The sequence below is a fragment of the Rhizobium sp. BK377 genome, assembly GCF_014193935.1.
Lineage (GTDB): Bacteria > Pseudomonadota > Alphaproteobacteria > Rhizobiales > Rhizobiaceae > Rhizobium.
In genome coordinates, this window is record NZ_JACIAC010000001.1 from 818314 (window position 1) to 837374 (window position 19061).

Sequence of the window (19061 nt, forward strand, 5' to 3'; positions counted from 1 at the left end):
CACCTCCTGATTGCTGGAGATATGCTGCAGCAATTTCTCGTGAAAAGAGGTGATCCGGATCAATCCGGCGAAAGATTTTTGTTGATTGATCAGTCAATCAAAAATACGCTTCAATCCATTCTCGGGAGAACTGAGCTTGCCGAAGGTCGGAATGGAACCGGTGCGCCGCAAGGCGCTTGTGGATGCAGCGCTGCGGGTCATCGGCGATCACGGTTCGCTGACCGTCACCATGTCCGATATTGCCCGGCGGGCCGGGGTCTCGCCCGCCCTTGCACACCACTACTTCGGCAGCAAGGAACAGCTGCTGATCGAGTCGGTTCGTTTCCTTTTACGCCAGTTGCGCGACGACGCTGTGGCGGCACTGCGGCAAGCGGCGACACCGCGGGAGCGGGTCTCGGCCATCATCCGCGTCAGCTTTAACGCCGACCAGTTCGCGCCGCAGACGATTGCCGCCTGGCTTGCCTTCTATGCCGACGCACAGCGATCGGAGGAGACACGGCGTTTCCTCGTCATCTACGCGCGACGCCTGCGCTCCAACCTGCTTGGGGCGCTCAAGGCGCTGTGCCCTGACGATGCCGCAGAACGCATCGCCGAGGGCGCGGCCGCGATGATCGACGGGCTCTATATCCGGCAAAGTCTGAAATCGGCACCGATCGGCATTAAAGCCTCGATCGCGCTGACGGAGGATTATGTGACGATGCAGCTTGCCCGCATCGGCAAATGAATAACACCAAGACAACCAGCCAGGGACCAGCGACATGAAAGCCCAGCCGAAAGCATCGCACTTCATCGACGGGGAATATGTCGAGGATGACAGTGGCACCCTCATCGAAAGCATCTATCCGGCAACCGGCGAAGTGATCGCCCGGCTCCATGCCGCAACGCCTGCTATCATCGAAAAGGCGATCGCGGCGGCCAAACGCGCGCAGCCGGAATGGGCGGCACTGAGCCCGATGGCGCGCGGGCGCATCCTGAAGCGCGCGGCCGAGATCATGCGCGAGCGCAACCGCGAGCTTTCGGAGCTGGAAACGCTCGATACCGGCAAGCCGATCCAGGAAACCATTGTAGCCGACCCGACCTCCGGCGCCGATGCCTTCGAATTCTTCGGCGGCGTGGCACCCGCCGGCCTGAATGGCTCGCACATCCCGCTCGGCCAGGATTTTGCCTATACGAAACGCGTGCCGCTCGGCGTCTGCGTCGGCATCGGCGCCTGGAACTATCCGCAGCAGATCGCCTGCTGGAAAGGCGCGCCGGCCCTGGTCGCCGGAAATGCCATGGTCTTCAAGCCCTCGGAAACCACGCCGCTCGGTGCGCTTGCCATTGCCGAGATCCTGCATGAGGCCGGCCTGCCGAAGGGGCTTTACAACGTCATCCAGGGCGACCGGGACACCGGGCCGCTGCTCGTCAACCACCCCGATGTCGCCAAAGTGTCACTGACCGGCTCGGTCCCGACCGGGCGCAAGGTGGCTGCGGCGGCTGCAGGCCAGCTTAAGCACGTGACGATGGAGCTTGGCGGCAAGTCGCCGCTGATCGTCTTTGACGACGCCGATCTCGACAGCGCCGTCGGTGGCGCGATGCTCGGCAACTTCTATTCCACGGGCCAGGTCTGCTCCAACGGCACGCGCGTCTTCGTGCAGAAGAAGATCAAGAGCGAATTCCTGAAGCGATTGAAGACGCGGACTGAGGCGATCCTCATTGGCGACCCGATGGATGAGGCCACGCAGCTCGGCCCCATGGTTTCCTGGGCGCAGCGCGAAAAGGTGTTGTCCTATATCGAGAAGGGCAAGGCCGAGGGTGCGACACTGGTAACCGGCGGCGGCATTCCGAACCATGTGACGGGCGAAGGCTATTATGTGCAGCCGACTGTCTTTGCCGATGTCAATGACGGCATGACGATCGCGCGCGAAGAGATCTTCGGCCCGGTCATGTGTGTACTCGATTTCGACGATGAAGCCGAAGTCATTAAGCGCGCCAATACGACGGAATTCGGCCTTTCCGGCGGCGTCTTCACCGCCGACCTGACGCGCGCACACCGCATCGTCGACCAACTGGAAGCCGGCACGCTCTGGATCAATACCTACAATCTCTGCCCGGTGGAAATTCCGTTCGGGGGCTCGAAGCAATCAGGCTTCGGGCGGGAGAATTCGCTGGCAGCGCTTGAGCACTATAGCGAGCTGAAGACGGTTTATGTCGGCATGGGGCCGGTCTCCTCGCCTTACTGACCTCATCAGAAGTCGATACGGCAGTTGCACACGACAATCCAAAGGGAACAGCATGCAACAGGCAGATTTCGTCATCGTCGGCTCCGGCTCGGCAGGCTCGGCACTGGCTTACCGGCTTTCGGAAGACGGCAAGAATACCGTCATCGTCATCGAGGCGGGTGGTTCGGATTTCGGGCCGTTCATCCAGATGCCGGCGGCCCTTGCTTGGCCCATGAGCATGAAGCGCTATAACTGGGGCTATCTGTCGGAGCCTGAGCCCCACCTCAACAACCGGCGCATTACAGCCCCGCGCGGCAAGGTGATCGGCGGCTCTTCCTCCATCAACGGCATGGTATATGTGCGTGGCCACGCGGAAGACTACAACCGATGGGAAGAGCTCGGCGCCAACGGCTGGGCCTATGCGGACGTGCTGCCCTATTTCAAGCGCATGGAGCATTCGCACGGCGGCGAGGAAGGCTGGCGGGGCACGGACGGGCCGCTGCATGTGCAGCGCGGCGTACTGAAGAACCCGCTGTTTCACGCCTTCATCGATGCCGGAAAACAGGCCGGCTTCGAGACGACCGAGGATTATAACGGCTCGAAACAGGAAGGCTTTGGGCTGATGGAACAGACCATCCATCGCGGCCGGCGCTGGTCGGCTGCAAGCGCCTATCTGAAGCCGGCGCTGAAGCGGCCGAACGTTGATCTCGTTAAGGGCTTTGCGCGCAGGATCATCATCGAGAACGGCCGCGCGACCGGCGTGGAAATCGAGCGCGGCGGCGCAACCGAGATCGTCAGAGCCAGTCGCGAAGTAATCGTCTCGGCCTCCGCCTTCAACTCTCCGAAGCTCTTGATGCTGTCAGGCATCGGCCCGGGCGGGCATCTGCAGGACATGGGCATCGAGGTAAAAGTCGACCGGCCGGGCGTCGGCGCCAATCTGCAGGACCATATGGAATTCTATTTCCAGCAGATCTCGACCAAGCCGGTGTCGCTCTATTCCTGGCTGCCGTGGTTCTGGCAGGGCGTGGCCGGCGCGCAATGGCTGCTTTCCAAGGGGGGGCTCGGCGCTTCCAACCAGTTCGAGGCCTGCGCCTTCCTGCGTTCGGCACCCGGCCTGAAACAACCCGATATCCAATATCATTTCCTGCCGGTCGCCATCAGCTATGACGGCAAGGCGGCGGCCAATACGCACGGCTTCCAGGTGCATGTCGGCTACAATCTGTCGAAATCACGGGGCAATGTCACGCTGCGCTCCGCCGATCCGAAGGCCGATCCCGTGCTGCGCTTCAACTATATGAGCCATGCCGAAGACTGGAAGAAATTCCGCCACTGCGTGCGCCTGACGCGCGAAATCTTCGGCCAGAAGGCTTTCGACCACTATCGCGGCCCGGAGATCCAGCCGGGCGAGAAGGTTCAGACGGACGATGAGATCGACGCTTTCCTGCGCGAGCATCTGGAGAGTGCCTATCACCCTTGCGGCACCTGCCGCATGGGCGCGAAGGACGATCCGATGGCTGTGGTCGATCCCGATACACGGGTGATCGGCGTCGATGGCCTGCGCGTTGCCGACAGCTCGATCTTCCCGCATGTCACCTACGGCAATCTGAATGGTCCGTCGATCATGACGGGCGAGAAAGCCGCAGACCATATTCTTGGCAAACAGCTGATGGCACGATCCAATCAGGAGCCGTGGATCAATCCGCGCGCGGCGGTGAGCGACCGGTAGTCAGTGGTGGTCGTCTTCGCGGTGGTACGGACGGCGAGCACGATGACGGTCGCTTTGAAAGAGCGATGACATACCCGGCCGAGCCGAATGGTAAAAAACTAGAGCGGGATGCCAGAAAGTGTGCGCGGTTTTCGGCATCCCGCTCTTATCTTTATTGAGAGACAGGTTCAGATTTCAGGTCTATTCGACTTTAAGTCATCAGGCCGCGCGGGATACCTTTCGGCCTTGCTCTCTCTGCGTTCGCATCTGGAACTGGGCCAGCAGTTCGGAAAGACGACCGCTTTCTTCCGCGAGACCTGCTCCTGCGGCGTTCATCTCTTCGACCATCGCGGCGTTCTGCTGCGTGACCTGATCCATATGGTTCACGGATGTATTGATTTCGGAAAGACCGGATGCCTGTTCCTTGGCGGCAACTGCGATCGCTTCCATATGCTGGTTTATCGCCACAACCAGTTGCGCGATTTCCTTCAAACCGTCGCCGGTATTGTTGACCAGAGTAACACCCTGATTGACCGCAGCCTCGGAGTTGCCGATCAGCGTCTTGATTTCCTTGGCCGCCTGGGCCGAACGCTGGGCAAGCTCACGAACCTCCTGAGCCACAACCGCAAAGCCCTTACCGGCTTCGCCCGCCCGGGCTGCCTCGACACCTGCGTTCAGCGCAAGAAGGTTGGTCTGGAATGCGATTTCATCGATGACACCGATGATGTTGCTGATCTGGTTGGATGCGGTTTCGATCTTCTGCATGGCATCGACAGCGTTCGATACCACTTCCCTGGAGGTTTCCGCACGAGCGCTCGCATGACGGACCATCTCGCGTGCTTCGCTGGCGCGTTCCGATGTCTGCTTGACGTTGGTCGTGACTTGCTCCAGCGCGGCGGCCGTTTCTTCCAGCGACGCAGCCTGCTGTTCGGTGCGCTTGGAAAGCTGGTCCGAGGCGGTCGAAATTTCGCCGCTGCCGCTGCGAACGCTGCGCGCGGTATGGCTGACACTTTCAAGCGTAGTACGCAACTGGCGCACGGAATCGTTGAAGTCGTGGCGAAGCGTCTCGAATTGTTCGCTGAAGACCTCGTCGATTTCGCACAACATATCGCCGGAGGCGAGACGCTTGAGACCGTCGGCAAGTCCCGATGTCGCCTGCGTCAAACGCTCTTCCGCCTCGCGTTCCACCTTTTGCTGGATGGCAATCCGCTCGATCTCTGACTCTTGGCGCGAACGCTCCGCTTCTGCTTCCAGGTTCTTGTTGTGAAGCGCGGCCTGCTTGAACACTTCGACCGCGCGGGCCATCTCGCCGATCTCGTCCGTTCTGTTGGCGCCGGAGACGACAACCGAAAGGTCTCCGCTTGCGAGCTTGCGCATGACCGCCGTCAGCATGCTGATCGGATTGGCGACACGAAAAACTACCGTCATGATTCCGGCGATCGATAGAGCAAATGTCAGGAGTGTGGCGACACCGTAAATAATGATCGATTGCGTTGCGGCGGAAACATTTTCAGACGTTGCGTTCGTCATCTCCGTCAGCGCCGCTGCTGCGATGTCTGCGAGCGAAGCCTGCGCAGGGGCAGCAGGTTTGCGCCACTCGTCGACAGCGATATTCATCGGCTGACTGGCCTGGAAAGATTTGATCGCTGCTATCCGCTGATCCGCAAAGGGTCCGGCAAAGTAGGTCGTCTGCGCGGTGTCGTACAATTTCACGAGCCGCGCAGGCGTTGCCGGGCTGCGTACTATCTGCGTAATGACACTCCATGCAAAATTGACCTTCGCATCCAGGAGAGCGACTTCCGCAAGCTTGCCGGCGGGCAAAGCTTCTTTGGCGATAATCGCACCCACAAATGTCGAGTTTGCCGATCCGGCGTTGGTGCGGGCCGACCATGCAAGCGAGCGAAGCTGCGTGAACATCATCATTCCAGGCTCGCGCGCATTGATGGCAGCCTCGACGTCGTTGGCGGCCTTTTCGAGGTCGCCCAGCATCTTATCCGCGAGTGGCAGAACCTGTGCGGCCAGGGCGGGGTCACGATTAGCGACCGGCATTTTCAGGGCCGCGTCGATCTGTTGACGGAAGGACATCCATTGACTGTACCCCTGAAGGACAGGGGAAAGCGAGGTCCGCAGCGCGGTCGACTCGCTGTCGTCATTCAGGTCTTTGATCGCTGCAAACGCGGGATCGACACTCTTTCGCCCCGCTTCGAGGTTGACCAGGCTGGATTGCGTTTCAGAGGGCTCGAGTTTGATGGCCGACGAAATAGCGCCGCGCTCGCCGCGCAACCCAAGCAGTGCATCGAACAGCCTCGCGTCGAGCTCAGCGAGCTCCGAAAGCCGTGCGGAATTCTGATAGACGTGAACTTCCCGCTGCAACATGCTGCCGACAAGCCCAATGACTGCAAGACTTAATCCCACCAAAGTTAGAACCAAAGTGTGCTTGATCGAAATTTTCACTTTAATTACCCCAAAAAGATAGCAATTACGGCCTGAATTATGCTTCGTCGAAGCTCAACAAATGCTTCCTGCAGCAACCGAATTGCCTACCCGCAACCCGTTGCGTTCAAAGATATTATGAGCCTGCGCGAAAACGATAAAAATTGAATTAAACGCTTGCAGGCTACAATATGACTGGCTGGCAGCTCTGAGTTTTTTCGCCAGATGCCATACGCAGGGACCGACGCAACTTTTCCCCAAGACGGCGCAGCTGAGCGACATCAGGCGGACCGCCGCGTCAGAGAAAACCGATCCACCTGCCGGCGACGACGGCAGCGATCCATATCATCGCCGAAAGAGTCGCGGAGAACCGCATGGCGGGACGGACGATGCCGATCGTCATCGCCGCTCGCCACCCCTTACCGGTATGAATCAGGAGCACATTGAGCACACCGAGGCCGATCAGCCCAAGCTTGGCGAGAAAGGCAGGATTTACGGCATATTCAGTCGGGCGGACACTGAACAGGCAAAAGCCGGTGAGCAAAGCCAGGGCGAGACCGATGCCGGCCAAACGGGACAGGAATGGCGCAGCGACCTCCACCGGCACCTTGCCGAACAAACCTGCAAGCCTGAGATCGAGCGGCAGAATGGCACCTATCAGAAGGCCGATCGCCAGGATGTGGGCGGCGTTGACGAACATGTAGAGCGTCGCGGAGCGCCTGAGCCCGACCGCAAGCGTGGTGGCCGACAGCCGTTCGAGAAACTCCATAACGGGGCGTCAGTTCGTCTGGATGCGTTCCGGATAAATGTCGTAACGCTTTTCACCGATCGTGATGCGCACGACCTTCAACCGTTTCTCATTGCGGTCCTGCGAGCGGTTTCCGAGTGCTGTGACCTGATCGCCGGGCTTTGCGACGCCCTCCACGAAGCCGGAGCGCTCCGTCTGGCGCGGATTGCCGAGCTCGACGCGCCACACGCCGTCATCAACGGTTGCGACATCGAGCGTCGGATGCGGCCCGCCCATGGATATCTGCTGGATGACACCGCGGAGCTCGATCTGGTGGGCTTCCGCCCATGACCAGCCATGATGCGCCGCTGCACCCGTTGCGAATGCGGCCGAGAGCATGGCAGCCGCCAGCACTCGCTTGCCTGAAAGTGCAAACATGATCTTCTCCCTACCCGAATGCACGGGCAAGTGGAGTATGGACGACATAGAGAAAAGAGCACTCACCGAATCTTGAAGACCGGTGAGTGGGAGGAAAACGGATCAGGCGAGCAGGCGCGTGACCTCGGCACCCTGCTTGGTTCCCACAGCATCGGCGATGGTCGTGGAGAAGAGCACCTTGCGGGTGGCGTCGGCTACCTTGGCGAAGACGTGGCGGATTTCGCAGGTCTGTTCGCCGTCGCAATCGTCGCACTTGCGGTAAGCGGTGATCGACAGGCACGGCAGCGGCGCGATGGGACCGTCAATGATGCGCAGAACCTCGCCGAAGGTGATGCTGTGGGCCGGCTTCAGCAGCAGGTAGCCGCCCTGCTTGCCGCGACGGCTGACGACGATGCCATGATGTTTGAGGTCGAGCAGTATCTGTTCCAGAAACTTCTTCGGGATCTTCTGCTGTACGGCAATGTCGGAAATCATGACGGGTTCGTCGGCCGTAGCTTCCGCCAGAACCGTCAGCGCCCGCAGCGCATATTTTGCCTTTTGCGTAATCATCTTGGACCGTCGACACACACAAAGCGATCCCGAATCCCGACATCGCACGAAAGCTATTCGCCTCTATTGCACAGCCAGCATGAACGGAATTTGAACGCGCCGGAAAAAGCCTTGAGAGACAAGTGTTTTGGCCCTGTTTTTTACCCTCGGCCAACGCTTGATAATTTACGTCATGAGACGGCAATTTTCATCCTCCCTGCCATCAATTCAGATTTCCAATTGACAGGCGCCGTGTAACACTACTATTTCTATAGACATTAAACCGAGGCGTCATTTCTGCGCTGGCGGCTGCTTTTCTGCATTGCGGCAGGATGAGAGAGATATTTGCTCCGCTAAGCAGCCCTTTCGAAATCCCTTTTTCTGTCCGATCCGTCCTTCAGCTGTAATACTCCGGCCAATATCAAGGACAGGATCCCCCATGACTGTTATCAATCCGATCGAAGAAGCCGAGGCTTTGGCTGACAAGCTCTCGGGCCTCGACCTCGCCGGCCGGCTTTCGTTCGTCGCAGGCCTTGGCGGACGTGTGGTCTTCACTACTTCACTCGGCATCGAAGACCAGGTCATCACGGCAGAAATCGGAACGCATCGCCTCCCGATCGATGTCGTGACGCTGCAGACAGGCCGGCTTTTCAAGGAAACGCTTGATCTGATCGGCGAGACCGAGACCCAGTACGACATTCACATCACCCGCTACGAACCGGAACAGGCCGATATCGACGCCTATGCAGCCAGATATGGCATGAACGGTTTCTATGAGAGCGTCGAAGCTAGGCATGCCTGTTGTGGCGTGCGCAAGCTGAAGCCGCTTTCGCGAGCGCTGGCAGGCGCCACGATCTGGATCACCGGCCTGCGCCGCGGGCAGTCGGCCAACCGCGCCGAGACGCCGTTCGCCGAATATGATGCCGAGCGGCACCTGCTGAAGGTCAATCCGCTCGCAGACTGGGACATCGACAAGATCAAGGCCTTCGTCGCCGACAACGGTGTGCCAATCAATCCGCTGCACGCCCGCGGCTACCCCTCGATCGGCTGCGAGCCTTGCACCCGCGCCATCAAGTCCGGCGAATCGGAACGTGCCGGCCGTTGGTGGTGGGAACAGGATGAGAAGCGCGAATGCGGCCTGCATGTCGCCGAAGAGGCGGCTGCGATCGCCGTGCAGCAATAAGAAGTCTGGAGTACGAAATGCCCGATACCCGTCAGGATACGGAACTGACCAATCCGCAGAGCGCCAAACCGCCGCTCGACCCGCATCTGAAAGCCCTGGAAAACGAAGCGATCCACATCTTCCGCGAAGTCGCCGCCGAATTCGAGCGTCCGGTGATGCTCTATTCAATCGGTAAGGATTCTTCGGTGCTGCTGCACTTGGCACGCAAGGCCTTCTACCCCGGCCGCGTGCCCTTCCCGCTGCTGCATGTGAATACCGGTTGGAAGTTCGCGGAGATGATTACCTTTCGCGACGAGATCGTGAAGAAGTACGATCTCGACCTGATCGAGTACATCAATCCACGCGGCGCGGCTGAAAACATCACGCCGTTTACCTACGGCTCTGCCCGCTACACCGACATCATGAAGACGGAGGCGCTGCGCAATGCACTTGATGCCGGCCAGTTCGACGCGGCCTTCGGCGGCGCACGGCGCGACGAGGAGGCCTCGCGCGCCAAGGAGCGCATCTATTCCTTCCGCACACCCGACCATCGCTGGGACCCGCGCAACCAGCGCCCGGAACTCTGGAACGTCTATAACGGCCAGATCCGCAAGGGAGAGAGCGTTCGCGTGTTCCCGCTGTCGAACTGGACCGAGGTCGATATCTGGCGCTATATCCAGGCCGAGGAAATCCCGATTGTGCCGCTCTATTTCGCGGCCAAGCGCCCCTATGTCGAGCGTGACGGCATGATGATCGCCGCATCTGATCCGCGTCTGGAACTGCTGTCCGGCGAAAGGAAGCAGGAAGATTTCATCCGTTTCCGCACGCTCGGCTGCTTCCCGCTGACCGGCGCGATCCGCTCGACCGCCACCACCCTTGAAGACATCATCGCGGAGCTCGAAATCGCCACGGTTTCCGAGCGCCAGGGCCGCGCCATCGACCGTGACCAGTCCGGCTCCATGGAAAAGAAGAAGCGTGAAGGATATTTCTGAGATGACTGCAGCAGTTCCCGCAAACGCCGTCGCCGTGCCCGCCGCCGAGCCCCTGAAGGCCGTGCGCGACTCGCGCCCGTTGCGCCTCATCACCTGCGGCAGCGTCGATGACGGCAAGTCCACCCTGATCGGCCGCCTGCTGTGGGACACCAAGGCAGTCAAGGAAGACCAGGCTGCAACGCTTCGCCGCGATTCCACCGGCAAGCAGAACGATCTCGGCCTGCCCGATTTCGCGCTGCTGCTCGACGGGTTGCAGGCCGAGCGCGAACAGGGCATCACCATCGATGTCGCCTATCGCTATTTCTCGACCGACAAGCGCTCCTTCATCGTGGCCGACACGCCCGGCCACGAGCAGTATACCCGTAACATGGCGACCGGCGCTTCGACCGCCGATCTTGCCGTGCTGCTGGTCGATGCCCGCGCCGGCATTCTCGAGCAGACGCGCCGTCATGCTACGATCGCCTCGTTGCTCGGCATCAAGCAGTTCGTACTCGCCGTCAACAAGATCGACCTGACGAACTATGACCGTGCCGGCTTCGACAAGATCACCCACGAGTTCAAGGAATTTGCGCTGTCGCTCGGCGTCAAGCAGATCACCGCGATCCCGATGTCGGCATTGAAGGGCGAGAACGTCGTCTATTCCGGCCAGGCAGCCATGCCGTGGTATAACGGCCCGACGCTGGTCGAGACGCTGGAGCACGCAACCGTCCGTTCCGGTCAGTCGACCGGCTTTCGCCTCTCTGTCCAGCGCGTCTCGCGCCCCGGCGAAAGCTTTCGCGGCTACCAGGGCACGGTTGCCGGCGGTTCGGTGAAGCCTGGCGACAGCGTCATGATCCTGCCGTCCGGCATGGTTGCCAATGTCAGCAAGATCGTCACCTTCGACCTGGTGCGCAATGCGGCTGTTGCCGGTGACGCGATCACGCTCGTTCTCGACCGCCAGGTAGATGTGGCGCGCGGCGACATGATCGTGTCGATCGACAGCCAGCCGCAGACCGGCCTTTCCTTCGATGCGCAGGTCGTTGCCCTGCAGCCTGAAGGCATTGAAGCCGGCAAGCGCTACTGGCTGAAGAGCGGCTCGCGCCGCCAGCGTGTTCAGGTTGAGCCTGTCAGCCAGCTCGAATTGAAGACCGGCACCTGGAATTCCGCCCAGCGGCTTTACATGAACGCCATCGGCAAGGTGCGTCTCATATTCGACGAAGCGGCGATCTTCGACCCCTACGAGCAGAACCGCGCCACCGGCTCCTTCATCCTGATCGACCCGGAAACGAACAACACCATCGCCGGCGGCATGGTGACCGGCAAGCGTGCGGATGTCAGCGGTCTCCATGGCAATGATGCTCGCGTCATTCTTTCGCTCCCGGCCGATCTCGCAGAGCAGATCATGGCGAGCGAGATTTTCGCCAACCGACGCCACGAAGCGGAGGTGCGACGCATGACGGCGTCAGAAGCGGCCGAGCTCTGGTCGAGCGCGGCAAGCGATATCTAAGGAAAAGGGGCCGAATGGCCCCTTTTTTGTTGCGTTGGCTTTGAGCGCCTCGAATCACGCCCACTCGGGAAAGGTCCCGAGTCGCTCTTGCGTTTATACAGCGGCAGGCCGGCAGATCATCACGGGAAAATTGAACATATTTTAGCATTCGGGACGCCCGCGGTGCGGCAACAGCCGGCGCCGGAAGAATTGCGGCGATGCTTGGCCACGCAAGATTAAATTATAGTAATGTCTTACGATACCGTAATATAAACATGATCAATGTTTAATTTGTAAACCCCGCGGAACGTGCCATATAGATATTAAGCGCCATTTCTTCTATTGCATAGTATTTTCCACCCCATATATGGCGAGATACAGGCAATAGAGAGCTATAATTGGCGGCAATACTCGCTGACGCCAAGTTCCATGGCATGGAACCAAGACGCCATTCAATGCCAACGCTCTCGCAAGGGACTTCCACATGTCAAACATTCTTCGCAAGCATCGGGCCGCAGCACTTGTCGGAGCGGCCATCGTTCTCGGCGCGGCTTCCATGCCCTTCGCCCTCTCCTCTTCCTCGACGGCTCTTGCTGCACCGGCTGAGACTGGCGGCATTCTCGCCTCCAGCGGCTCGTTTGCTTCCGTCGTCGATGCCGACAAGCCGGCCGTGGTGACCATCACCACCACGATGAAGGCGACCAATGCCAGCGCCGACAACTCGCCGATGGACGAGCAGTTCCGCCAGTTTTTCGAACAGCAGGGCATTCCTCTGCCGCACCAGGCACCGCAGCAGCACGGGTCGCAGCATGCCATGGCGCTCGGCTCCGGCTTCGTCATCAGCCCCGACGGCGTGATCGTCACCAACAACCACGTTATCGACAATGCCATCGACATCAAGGTCACGCTCGATGATGGTACCGAGCTGCCCGCCAAGCTGCTTGGCGCCGATGCCAAGTCGGACCTGGCCGTTCTGAAGGTTCAGGCTCCGCATCCGCTTTCGACCATCGCCTGGGGCGATTCAGACAAGCTGAAGCTCGGCGACCAGATCCTTGCCATCGGCAACCCGTTCGGCATCGGCACGACGGTGACGGCCGGCATTGTCTCGGCCCGCGGCCGCGACCTGCATAGCGGTCCCTATGACGACTTCATCCAGATCGATGCACCGATCAACCACGGCAATTCCGGCGGCCCGCTCGTCGATCGTGACGGCAATGTCGTCGGCATCAATACCGCCATCTACTCGCCGAACGGCGGCAGCGTCGGCGTGGGCTTTGCCATTCCCTCGGATGAAGCCAAGACGATCGTCGCCAAGCTGCAGAAGGACGGTTCGATCGATCACGGCTATCTCGGCGTGCAGATCCAGCCGGTTACGCAGGATGTCGCCGATGCTGTCGGCCTCTCCAAGCCTGAAGGCGCGCTGGTAGCCGCCGTCTCCGACGGAACGCCTGCCGCTCATGCCGGCGTAAAGATCGGGGATATCGTGACTGCCGTCGGCAGCGAAAACGTCAAAACGCCGAAGGATCTCTCGCGCCTCGTTGCCGACCTGTCCCCAGGTGCGAAGGAAACGCTAACCGTTTGGCGCGGCGGCAAGACGGTCGATGTCAACGTCACCGTCGGCGGCAATGAAGACACCCAGAAGCAGGCCGCCGTCGAAAGCAGCGGCGACCTGGGCCAGGCCGCCGGCCAGCCGAGCCTCGGCATCGGCCTTGCCGACCTGACGCCCGATATCCGCCAGCAGCTCAACCTGCCCCACGGCGTCGCCGGCGCCCTCGTTGCCAACGTCAAGCCCGACAAGTCTGCCGCTGCTGCCGGCATCCAGCCCGGCGACGTCATCGTCTCGGTCAACGACAAGCCGGTGCACGACGCTCGCGATGTCAAGACTGCCGTTGCCGACGCCGGCAAGTCAGGCCACAAGTCGGTGCTGCTCCTGATCGAACGCGGCGGTAACAAGACCTTCGTGGCCGTGCCCTTCGCCGCCGCTTGAAGCGCACCCACGTGAGCGCTGCGCCCGGACCCGCTCCGGGCGCATGCGTTTCTAACCCAGCACCAGTCTGAGATCGGCGGCCAGTCTTTCGACGGCCACGGTTTCCGCCCGGGAGATACCGAAGAGGATGCCCGGAGCGGACCTTCCGATAAAGAAATCCGACATCGGCATCAGGCCATATCCTGATGCATTTACCTTCGCGACGACCGCCCGGTCATCCGCCGTCTCATCGCAAAACCAGGCCGCAAGCTGCAGACCGCCATTGCCGCCGGAAATGACAAGCCTTCCGCCAAAATGGCTCTGTAGCATTTCGATCGTACGGCCCATACGCTCGGCATATTGCTGGTTCATGCGCCTCAAATAGGCACGCAGACGGCCCTCGTTGATGAAATCGGCAAGTGCTGCCTGGATATGGGTGGAGACGGCGACGCCCCTGCGATGCAGCATCTCCGAAGCCTCCGATACCAGCCAGCGCGGCACGATGGCATAGGCGACACGCAGGCCGGGTGCCAGTACCTTCGAGAAGGTCCCGACATATGCCACAACCTCCGCCCTGTCGATGCCCTGCAAGGCGGCAATCGGCCGCGAGCCGTATTGAAAATCGCTGTCATAGTCGTCCTCGACGATAAGGCTTTCATGACCGCGCGCTGCCTCCAGCAGCGCCAACCGCCGCGGCAGGCTCAGCGTGGCGCCGGTCGGATATTGATGGGATGGCGTCACGTAGATCAATGCTGGAATCAGCGCCGGCTCCCCGCCGTCCACCCTGGAAACATCGATACCCTGATCATCGCAAGGGACCGGCACGACCTCGGCGCCTGCATCGCCGAGCAGCAAGCGCGCGGCGGGATAGCCGGGGTCTTCCATCCATGCCGTCTTGCGCCCGTTTCTTCTCAACATGGTTCTCGCCAGCATGTCGATCGCCGCGCGTGTGGAGGGCATGATCATGACCTGCTCCGGCTCGGCGATGACGCCGCGCGTCACAGAAATATGCTCAAGGATGGCTTCGCGCAGCTCGCGGATACCGGTCGGGTTCTCATAGCCGAGGTGATGGATGCGCAGCGAGCGGCTGCGTGCGGCAAGATGACGGCTCCAGGCGGCATGCGGGAAATCCGATACATCGGGCACACCGGGCCGGAACAGGCCGCGGTAGGAAGGCTGATCCGATCTCTTTTCCTCCACGGGAGCCCGGTCGTTCCTTTGGTGCTCGGGCCGCATTCGCTCGAGCGCGGCAACCCGCGTCGCGGCACCGGCAGACGCCTCGATATAACCTTCGGATCTCAGGCGGTCATAAGCCTCTACTGCCGTGGAGCGTGCAACACCCAGCGAAGCCGCAAAGGCACGAGTCGATGGCAGCTTGTGGCCGGCCGGAAGCTGGCCAAGCAGGATACGGTCTCGCAGGCTTCGGTAGATCTGCCCGGTCAGGTCACCACCGTTTCGATCGAGGCTCAGCCAGGTAGGTGCCGATGTCATGCGTCAACTGGTCTGCCAGAAAGTTCAAAACTGGACTTTTACTCCAGTCCATTCACAAGGCAAGAGCAATCGGAGTTCGATGCATAAGTTCAATGGAATGACGGATATGACAAAGGATCTTGCCGACTGGAAGGGCGTTGCCCGCCCCGCCCGCGCCCCGATCGAAGGCCGCTACACCCGCCTGGAACCGCTGAATTCGGCAAAACACGGCGCCGATCTGCTCCGCTCGGCGCAGCAGCCGGGCGCGGAAGACCGCTTCCGCTATCTCTTCGAAGTGGCGCCCGCCGACATGGCAGCCTTCACGCCCTGGCTGGAAAGGTCCGTCGCAAGCGAAGACCCGCTGTTCTTTGCCGTCATCGACAAGGCAACGGGACGCGCTGAAGGCCGGCAGGGGCTGATGCGCATCGATACCGCCAACGGCGTCATCGAGATCGGCAATATCCTCTGGGGACCGGAGATCGCCCGCAAGCGTGTTGCGACCGAAGCGCTCTATCTCTGCGCGGCTTATGTCTTCGACACGCTCGGCTACCGGCGCTTCGAATGGAAGTGCAACAATCTCAACGAACCGTCAAAGCGCGCCGCACAGCGCTTCGGCTTCGCCTTCGAGGGCGTTTTCCGTCAGCATATGGTGCAGAAGGGCCGCAACCGGGACACCGCCTGGTTTGCCATGATCGACAGCGACTGGCCGAAGCTGAAGGCCGGATATGAGGGATGGCTTTCGCCTGAGAACTTCGATGCCGACGGCCAGCAGAAGAGCAAGCTCAGCTTCTGAATCGCGGCGCACTTTTGCGCGGCACGCTGATAGCGGCAGCGATTAAAAAGCCGCTGCCCCGATGACAAGAACTTCATTGCTACCAATATGTTCATGGGTCCCAATTGAGGTTAAGGATTGGGGCCTTCATTCAAAGCACGAAGTTATTCTGTCAGGAGCTCACATGACCAGTTCGTCCGAATATACGCCCCCAAAGATCTGGACCTGGGACAAGGAAAACGGCGGCCAATTCGCCAACATCAATCGACCGATCGCCGGGCCGACCCATGACAAGGAACTGCCGGTCGGCCGCCATCCGCTGCAGCTTTATTCGCTGGGAACACCGAATGGCGTGAAAATCACCATCATGCTCGAAGAGCTGCTGGCGCTTGGCCATAGCGGCGCGGAATACGATGCCTGGCTGATCAGGATCGGCGATGGCGACCAATTCGGAAGCGGCTTTGTCGAAGTCAATCCGAACTCCAAGATCCCGGCCCTGATGGACCGCAGCGGTGAGAAGCCGGTGCGCATTTTCGAATCCGGCGCGATTCTCACCTATCTCGCCGAAAAATTCGGCGCCTTCCTGCCGACCGATCCGGCAAAGCGCGCCGAATGTTTCTCCTGGCTGTTCTGGCAGGTGGGCAGCGCGCCCTATCTCGGCGGCGGCTTCGGCCATTTCTATGCCTATGCGCCGACGAAGATCGAATATGCGATCAACCGCTTCGCCATGGAAACCAAGCGCCAGCTCGACGTGCTCGACCGGCGTCTGGCCGAGAGCGAATATATCGCCGGTGGCGAGTTCACCATCGCCGACATGGCGATCTGGCCCTGGTATGGCGGCCTTGTGAAGGGCTGGATGTATGGCGATTCCGCCGAATTCCTGCAGGTGCAGGAATACAGGAACATGAAGCGCTGGGCCGACCTGATCGGCAACCGCCCCGCCGTCCAGCGCGGCCGCATGGTCAACCGCGTCAGCGGCGAGCCCTCCAGCCAGCTCCACGAACGCCATGACGCCAGCGACTTCGAGACGAAGACGCAGGACAAGCTGCAGGCCGTCGGCTGACATCGGAAAGGCAGGCGCGCCGTTCCGACGGTGTGCCTCAGCTCCAAGAAAAACGGTGCCGGGCGGGAATCGCAAATTTTCCCACTAAAAATTATGGGTTTTTAAGCGAACTGTACCGAATCCAGCAAAAGTGCCCTCGCCTCATCCTTTCAGTCTTGCTGAAATGCAAAAGCTCTCCTGCCACCTTTCGGAGAGCTTTCCCCATCTACCCCGCCGAATGCCACCGGCGGGGCTTTTTATCTCAGGCATATGGGGAATCATAAATCTCTCAGCTGCACCAGAGCGGACCGGCGCCGACGATCATGGCAAAGCTTTGGTGAGAACAGCTTCCAGTTAGCGCCACTTCGGCTGAGGCGTCGGAGCATTCGCCTGGATCTCATGGAGCGGCGCCCGATGGCCAAGGAGCTTCTTCAGCTTTTTCTCCTCGGCGGGGCCAATCCCGAATTTTCGGCAATGCTCGGTGATATCCTGATCTTTCGGGCCGGGAATTCGAACCTGTCGATTGTCCATCTTCTTCATTGACGTTTCCTCCTCCGAAGAAAACCATCGTAGCGTCTGTTTGTTCGTTAGAAAATTCTAAAATTTAGATGTTTGAGTGTTTCAACCGATGTGTTGATGGAGAACACAGTCCCCGAGCGGCGGCTAGCGAATGCCACCAGAGGGATAAACTGACGTGTAAAGAACGGAGAAAGCCACAAAAGAAAAAAGCCCGCTTCCGCGGGCTTTTCGGCTGGTCGGAGTGGAGTGATTCGAACACTCGACCCCCACGTCCCGAACGTGGTGCGCTACCAGACTGCGCTACACTCCGTGACCAGCGGCGCCTCTATAGACCGGCCTATCATGTTGCGCAAGCGCCAAAATTCAAAAAGGCATCGGAATTTTGGACAGGCTCGTGACAGGGCCTTTCGAGCCGGCTGTGCAGCAAAAAGCCACACCCCCTGCAAATTTTTCAGAAGCCGCCAAGTGGTAATTTTCTTTTGCCGGGTTACGCGCTAAAGCGCTTGACGGGACAGGCGAAACCGCCGCGAGGGCGGCTTCGCAGCCACTGGCTAAATATCAGGGACGACACCATGAAACTCCGCACCATGACCGGGGCCGCCGCGCTTGCTATTACGCTTGCCGGATGCACCACCATACCTTCTGCCGGCAATCCGATCGAGGCACGCTGGGTTGGCCAATCGGCCGGCAAGTTCTTTGCCGCCTACGGCCCGCCGCTCAGCGACCGCGACGAAGGTTCGTCCACGATCTACAGTTGGAAGGGCGGCTATAAGACGGTGCGCGTACCCGCAAAATATGCCGAAGGTGCCGACGGCAAGCGCGGCAAGCAGATTGCTTCGGCCCGCACGCTCTACCTGCGCTGCCAGGCCGAAATCACTACGAATTCCGACTACACGATTCGCGACATCCGCACCGTCAACGATATTCCGGGCGTGAACGGTTCTTCCTATTGCGCCGAGCTCCTGGCGCCGGAACAGAAGTAAGTTCGACTGCTTGAGTTTTTTGACTTACGCCCGCCGGAAAAAATCGGCGGGCTTTTCTTTGTCGTGAGGGCAAGAAGTGTGAAGGCCTCGTGAGGCTTCACTACATGGATATTCGATTAACCGGATGTGGCTGGGGCGCCTGGATTCGAACCAGGGGATGGCGGTACCAAAAACCGCTGCCTTACCGCTTGGCTACGCCCCACCAGAGCTGAAGCGAATGCCGCTTCGCCAAAACGTGGCCTGATTAGCAAAGGTCGGTCTGCCCCACAATCACTAAGTTCACTGCGACGTCATATTTGTATGCGCCGCCATGCCGGCATGGTAGGACTTCAAGCATCGACACAGCCAATGGAGACACCGTTGAGCCAATATCGCGCCCGTCCACCCGCGCTTGCGACGCTGCTCCTCGATGATGCCGTTGTGCGCATCACCCAGTGGGATTTCGAGCCGGGTGCCGATACCGGCGTTCATACGCATGGGTTCGGTTATGTGGTCGTGCCGATGACCGACTGCCAGTTCCTGATCGAAGATGCCGAGGGCAGCCGGCGGGTGGATGTTGCCAAGGGGGCCGCCTATCGCCGTGAGGCCGGCACCGAGCACAATGTCGTCAATGCCGGCGACCAGCCCATGTCCTTCATCGAGATCGAATATAAATAGA

General features: G+C 60.1%; 17 protein-coding genes and 2 tRNA genes. 11 read left to right on the forward strand and 8 right to left on the reverse strand.

The annotated features are described in order from the left end of the window. Positions 1-136: 136 nt before the first annotated feature. Genes betI through betA form a run of 3 tightly spaced genes read left to right on the forward strand, consistent with a single transcriptional unit; the run spans position 137 to position 3927 of the window. Positions 137-724 (forward strand): transcriptional regulator BetI, encoded by a 588-nt coding sequence (betI, locus tag FHT92_RS04100; protein ID WP_183822713.1) that lies wholly within the window; start codon positions 137-139, stop codon positions 722-724. Between the two features lie 34 nt (positions 725-758). Further along, complete coding sequence (gene betB / locus FHT92_RS04105; protein WP_183822715.1) at positions 759-2222, forward strand: betaine-aldehyde dehydrogenase; 1464 nt, start codon at positions 759-761, stop codon at positions 2220-2222. A gap of 52 nt (positions 2223-2274) precedes the next feature. Beyond that, entirely contained in the window at positions 2275-3927 is a 1653-nt protein-coding gene (betA, locus tag FHT92_RS04110) for a choline dehydrogenase (protein WP_183822717.1), read from the forward strand. Positions 3928-4125: 198 nt separating this feature from the next. Here the strand turns inward: betA and FHT92_RS04115 are convergent, their stop codons facing one another. The 4 genes from FHT92_RS04115 to FHT92_RS04130 all read right to left on the reverse strand — a co-directional run bounded on the left by FHT92_RS04115 (position 4126) and on the right by FHT92_RS04130 (position 8053). Further along, positions 4126-6282 (reverse strand): methyl-accepting chemotaxis protein, encoded by a 2157-nt coding sequence (locus FHT92_RS04115; RefSeq protein WP_246735125.1) that lies wholly within the window; start codon positions 6280-6282, stop codon positions 4126-4128. A 355-nt stretch (positions 6283-6637) separates the two neighbouring features. After that, the gene (locus tag FHT92_RS04120) at positions 6638-7108 is read right to left on the reverse strand and encodes a DUF6644 family protein (protein WP_183822721.1); all 471 of its coding nucleotides are present in this window, start codon (positions 7106-7108) and stop codon (positions 6638-6640) included. A 9-nt stretch (positions 7109-7117) separates the two neighbouring features. Further along, entirely contained in the window at positions 7118-7504 is a 387-nt protein-coding gene (locus FHT92_RS04125; RefSeq protein WP_183822723.1) for a DUF6152 family protein, read from the reverse strand. Between the two features lie 102 nt (positions 7505-7606). After that, entirely contained in the window at positions 7607-8053 is a 447-nt protein-coding gene (locus tag FHT92_RS04130) for an RrF2 family transcriptional regulator (protein ID WP_183745013.1), read from the reverse strand. Positions 8054-8471: 418 nt separating this feature from the next. Here FHT92_RS04130 and FHT92_RS04135 point away from each other — a divergent pair, with 418 nt between their 5' ends. The 4 genes from FHT92_RS04135 (at position 8472) to FHT92_RS04150 (ending at position 13638) form a co-directional block, all read left to right on the forward strand. Continuing rightward, the gene (locus tag FHT92_RS04135) at positions 8472-9215 is read left to right on the forward strand and encodes a phosphoadenylyl-sulfate reductase (protein WP_183822725.1); all 744 of its coding nucleotides are present in this window, start codon (positions 8472-8474) and stop codon (positions 9213-9215) included. A gap of 17 nt (positions 9216-9232) precedes the next feature. Continuing rightward, complete coding sequence (gene cysD, locus FHT92_RS04140) at positions 9233-10186, forward strand: sulfate adenylyltransferase subunit CysD (protein WP_183822727.1); 954 nt, start codon at positions 9233-9235, stop codon at positions 10184-10186. 1 nt (position 10187) lies between these two features. After that, the gene (cysN, locus tag FHT92_RS04145; RefSeq protein WP_183822729.1) at positions 10188-11672 is read left to right on the forward strand and encodes a sulfate adenylyltransferase subunit CysN; all 1485 of its coding nucleotides are present in this window, start codon (positions 10188-10190) and stop codon (positions 11670-11672) included. Positions 11673-12135: 463 nt separating this feature from the next. After that, a complete protein-coding gene (locus tag FHT92_RS04150) occupies positions 12136-13638 on the forward strand; it encodes a DegQ family serine endoprotease (protein ID WP_183822731.1) in 1503 nt (500 codons plus the stop codon). Positions 13639-13689: 51 nt separating this feature from the next. Here the strand turns inward: FHT92_RS04150 and FHT92_RS04155 are convergent, their stop codons facing one another. After that, positions 13690-15108 (reverse strand): PLP-dependent aminotransferase family protein, encoded by a 1419-nt coding sequence (locus FHT92_RS04155; protein ID WP_183822733.1) that lies wholly within the window; start codon positions 15106-15108, stop codon positions 13690-13692. Between the two features lie 106 nt (positions 15109-15214). Here FHT92_RS04155 and FHT92_RS04160 point away from each other — a divergent pair, with 106 nt between their 5' ends. Together FHT92_RS04160 and yghU are read left to right on the forward strand one after the other, a co-directional pair. Next, entirely contained in the window at positions 15215-15880 is a 666-nt protein-coding gene (locus FHT92_RS04160) for a GNAT family N-acetyltransferase (protein ID WP_183822735.1), read from the forward strand. Positions 15881-16043: 163 nt separating this feature from the next. Next, entirely contained in the window at positions 16044-16922 is an 879-nt protein-coding gene (gene yghU, locus FHT92_RS04165) for a glutathione-dependent disulfide-bond oxidoreductase (protein ID WP_183745030.1), read from the forward strand. Positions 16923-17255: 333 nt separating this feature from the next. Here the strand turns inward: yghU and FHT92_RS04170 are convergent, their stop codons facing one another. Together FHT92_RS04170 and FHT92_RS04175 are read right to left on the reverse strand one after the other, a co-directional pair. After that, positions 17256-17441: a hypothetical protein gene (locus tag FHT92_RS04170; protein WP_183745033.1), complete on the reverse strand. Its 186-nt coding sequence runs from the start codon at positions 17439-17441 to the stop codon at positions 17256-17258. A 212-nt stretch (positions 17442-17653) separates the two neighbouring features. Continuing rightward, a tRNA-Pro gene (locus FHT92_RS04175) sits at positions 17654-17730 on the reverse strand. Positions 17731-17992: 262 nt separating this feature from the next. On the opposite strand from FHT92_RS04175, the gene FHT92_RS04180 reads away from it, so the two are divergent. Continuing rightward, entirely contained in the window at positions 17993-18403 is a 411-nt protein-coding gene (locus tag FHT92_RS04180; protein WP_183822737.1) for a hypothetical protein, read from the forward strand. A 127-nt stretch (positions 18404-18530) separates the two neighbouring features. Here the strand turns inward: FHT92_RS04180 and FHT92_RS04185 are convergent. After that, a tRNA-Gln gene (locus tag FHT92_RS04185) sits at positions 18531-18605 on the reverse strand. A gap of 158 nt (positions 18606-18763) precedes the next feature. Between FHT92_RS04185 and FHT92_RS04190 the strand changes: the two genes are divergently transcribed. Next, positions 18764-19060, forward strand: coding sequence for a cupin domain-containing protein (locus FHT92_RS04190; RefSeq protein ID WP_183822739.1), 297 nt, complete (start codon positions 18764-18766; stop codon positions 19058-19060). The last annotated feature ends 1 nt before the right edge of the window (position 19061 follow it).

What these genes read in the sequence shown, in the direction of transcription:
- betB (WP_183822715.1), top strand. Translation starts at nt 759, where the DNA reads ATGAAAGCCCAGCCGAAAGCATCGCACTTCATCGACGGGGAATATGTC.
- betA (WP_183822717.1), top strand. Translation starts at nt 2,275, where the DNA reads ATGCAACAGGCAGATTTCGTCATCGTCGGCTCCGGCTCGGCAGGCTCG.
- FHT92_RS04115 (WP_246735125.1), bottom strand. Translation starts at nt 6,282, where the DNA reads ATGTTGCAGCGGGAAGTTCACGTCTATCAGAATTCCGCACGGCTTTCG.
- FHT92_RS04120 (WP_183822721.1), bottom strand. Translation starts at nt 7,108, where the DNA reads ATGGAGTTTCTCGAACGGCTGTCGGCCACCACGCTTGCGGTCGGGCTC.
- FHT92_RS04125 (WP_183822723.1), bottom strand. Translation starts at nt 7,504, where the DNA reads ATGTTTGCACTTTCAGGCAAGCGAGTGCTGGCGGCTGCCATGCTCTCG.
- FHT92_RS04130 (WP_183745013.1), bottom strand. Translation starts at nt 8,053, where the DNA reads ATGATTACGCAAAAGGCAAAATATGCGCTGCGGGCGCTGACGGTTCTG.
- FHT92_RS04135 (WP_183822725.1), top strand. Translation starts at nt 8,472, where the DNA reads ATGACTGTTATCAATCCGATCGAAGAAGCCGAGGCTTTGGCTGACAAG.
- cysD (WP_183822727.1), top strand. Translation starts at nt 9,233, where the DNA reads ATGCCCGATACCCGTCAGGATACGGAACTGACCAATCCGCAGAGCGCC.
- cysN (WP_183822729.1), top strand. Translation starts at nt 10,188, where the DNA reads ATGACTGCAGCAGTTCCCGCAAACGCCGTCGCCGTGCCCGCCGCCGAG.
- FHT92_RS04150 (WP_183822731.1), top strand. Translation starts at nt 12,136, where the DNA reads ATGTCAAACATTCTTCGCAAGCATCGGGCCGCAGCACTTGTCGGAGCG.
- FHT92_RS04155 (WP_183822733.1), bottom strand. Translation starts at nt 15,108, where the DNA reads ATGACATCGGCACCTACCTGGCTGAGCCTCGATCGAAACGGTGGTGAC.
- FHT92_RS04160 (WP_183822735.1), top strand. Translation starts at nt 15,215, where the DNA reads ATGACAAAGGATCTTGCCGACTGGAAGGGCGTTGCCCGCCCCGCCCGC.
- yghU (WP_183745030.1), top strand. Translation starts at nt 16,044, where the DNA reads ATGACCAGTTCGTCCGAATATACGCCCCCAAAGATCTGGACCTGGGAC.
- FHT92_RS04170 (WP_183745033.1), bottom strand. Translation starts at nt 17,441, where the DNA reads ATGAAGAAGATGGACAATCGACAGGTTCGAATTCCCGGCCCGAAAGAT.
- FHT92_RS04180 (WP_183822737.1), top strand. Translation starts at nt 17,993, where the DNA reads ATGAAACTCCGCACCATGACCGGGGCCGCCGCGCTTGCTATTACGCTT.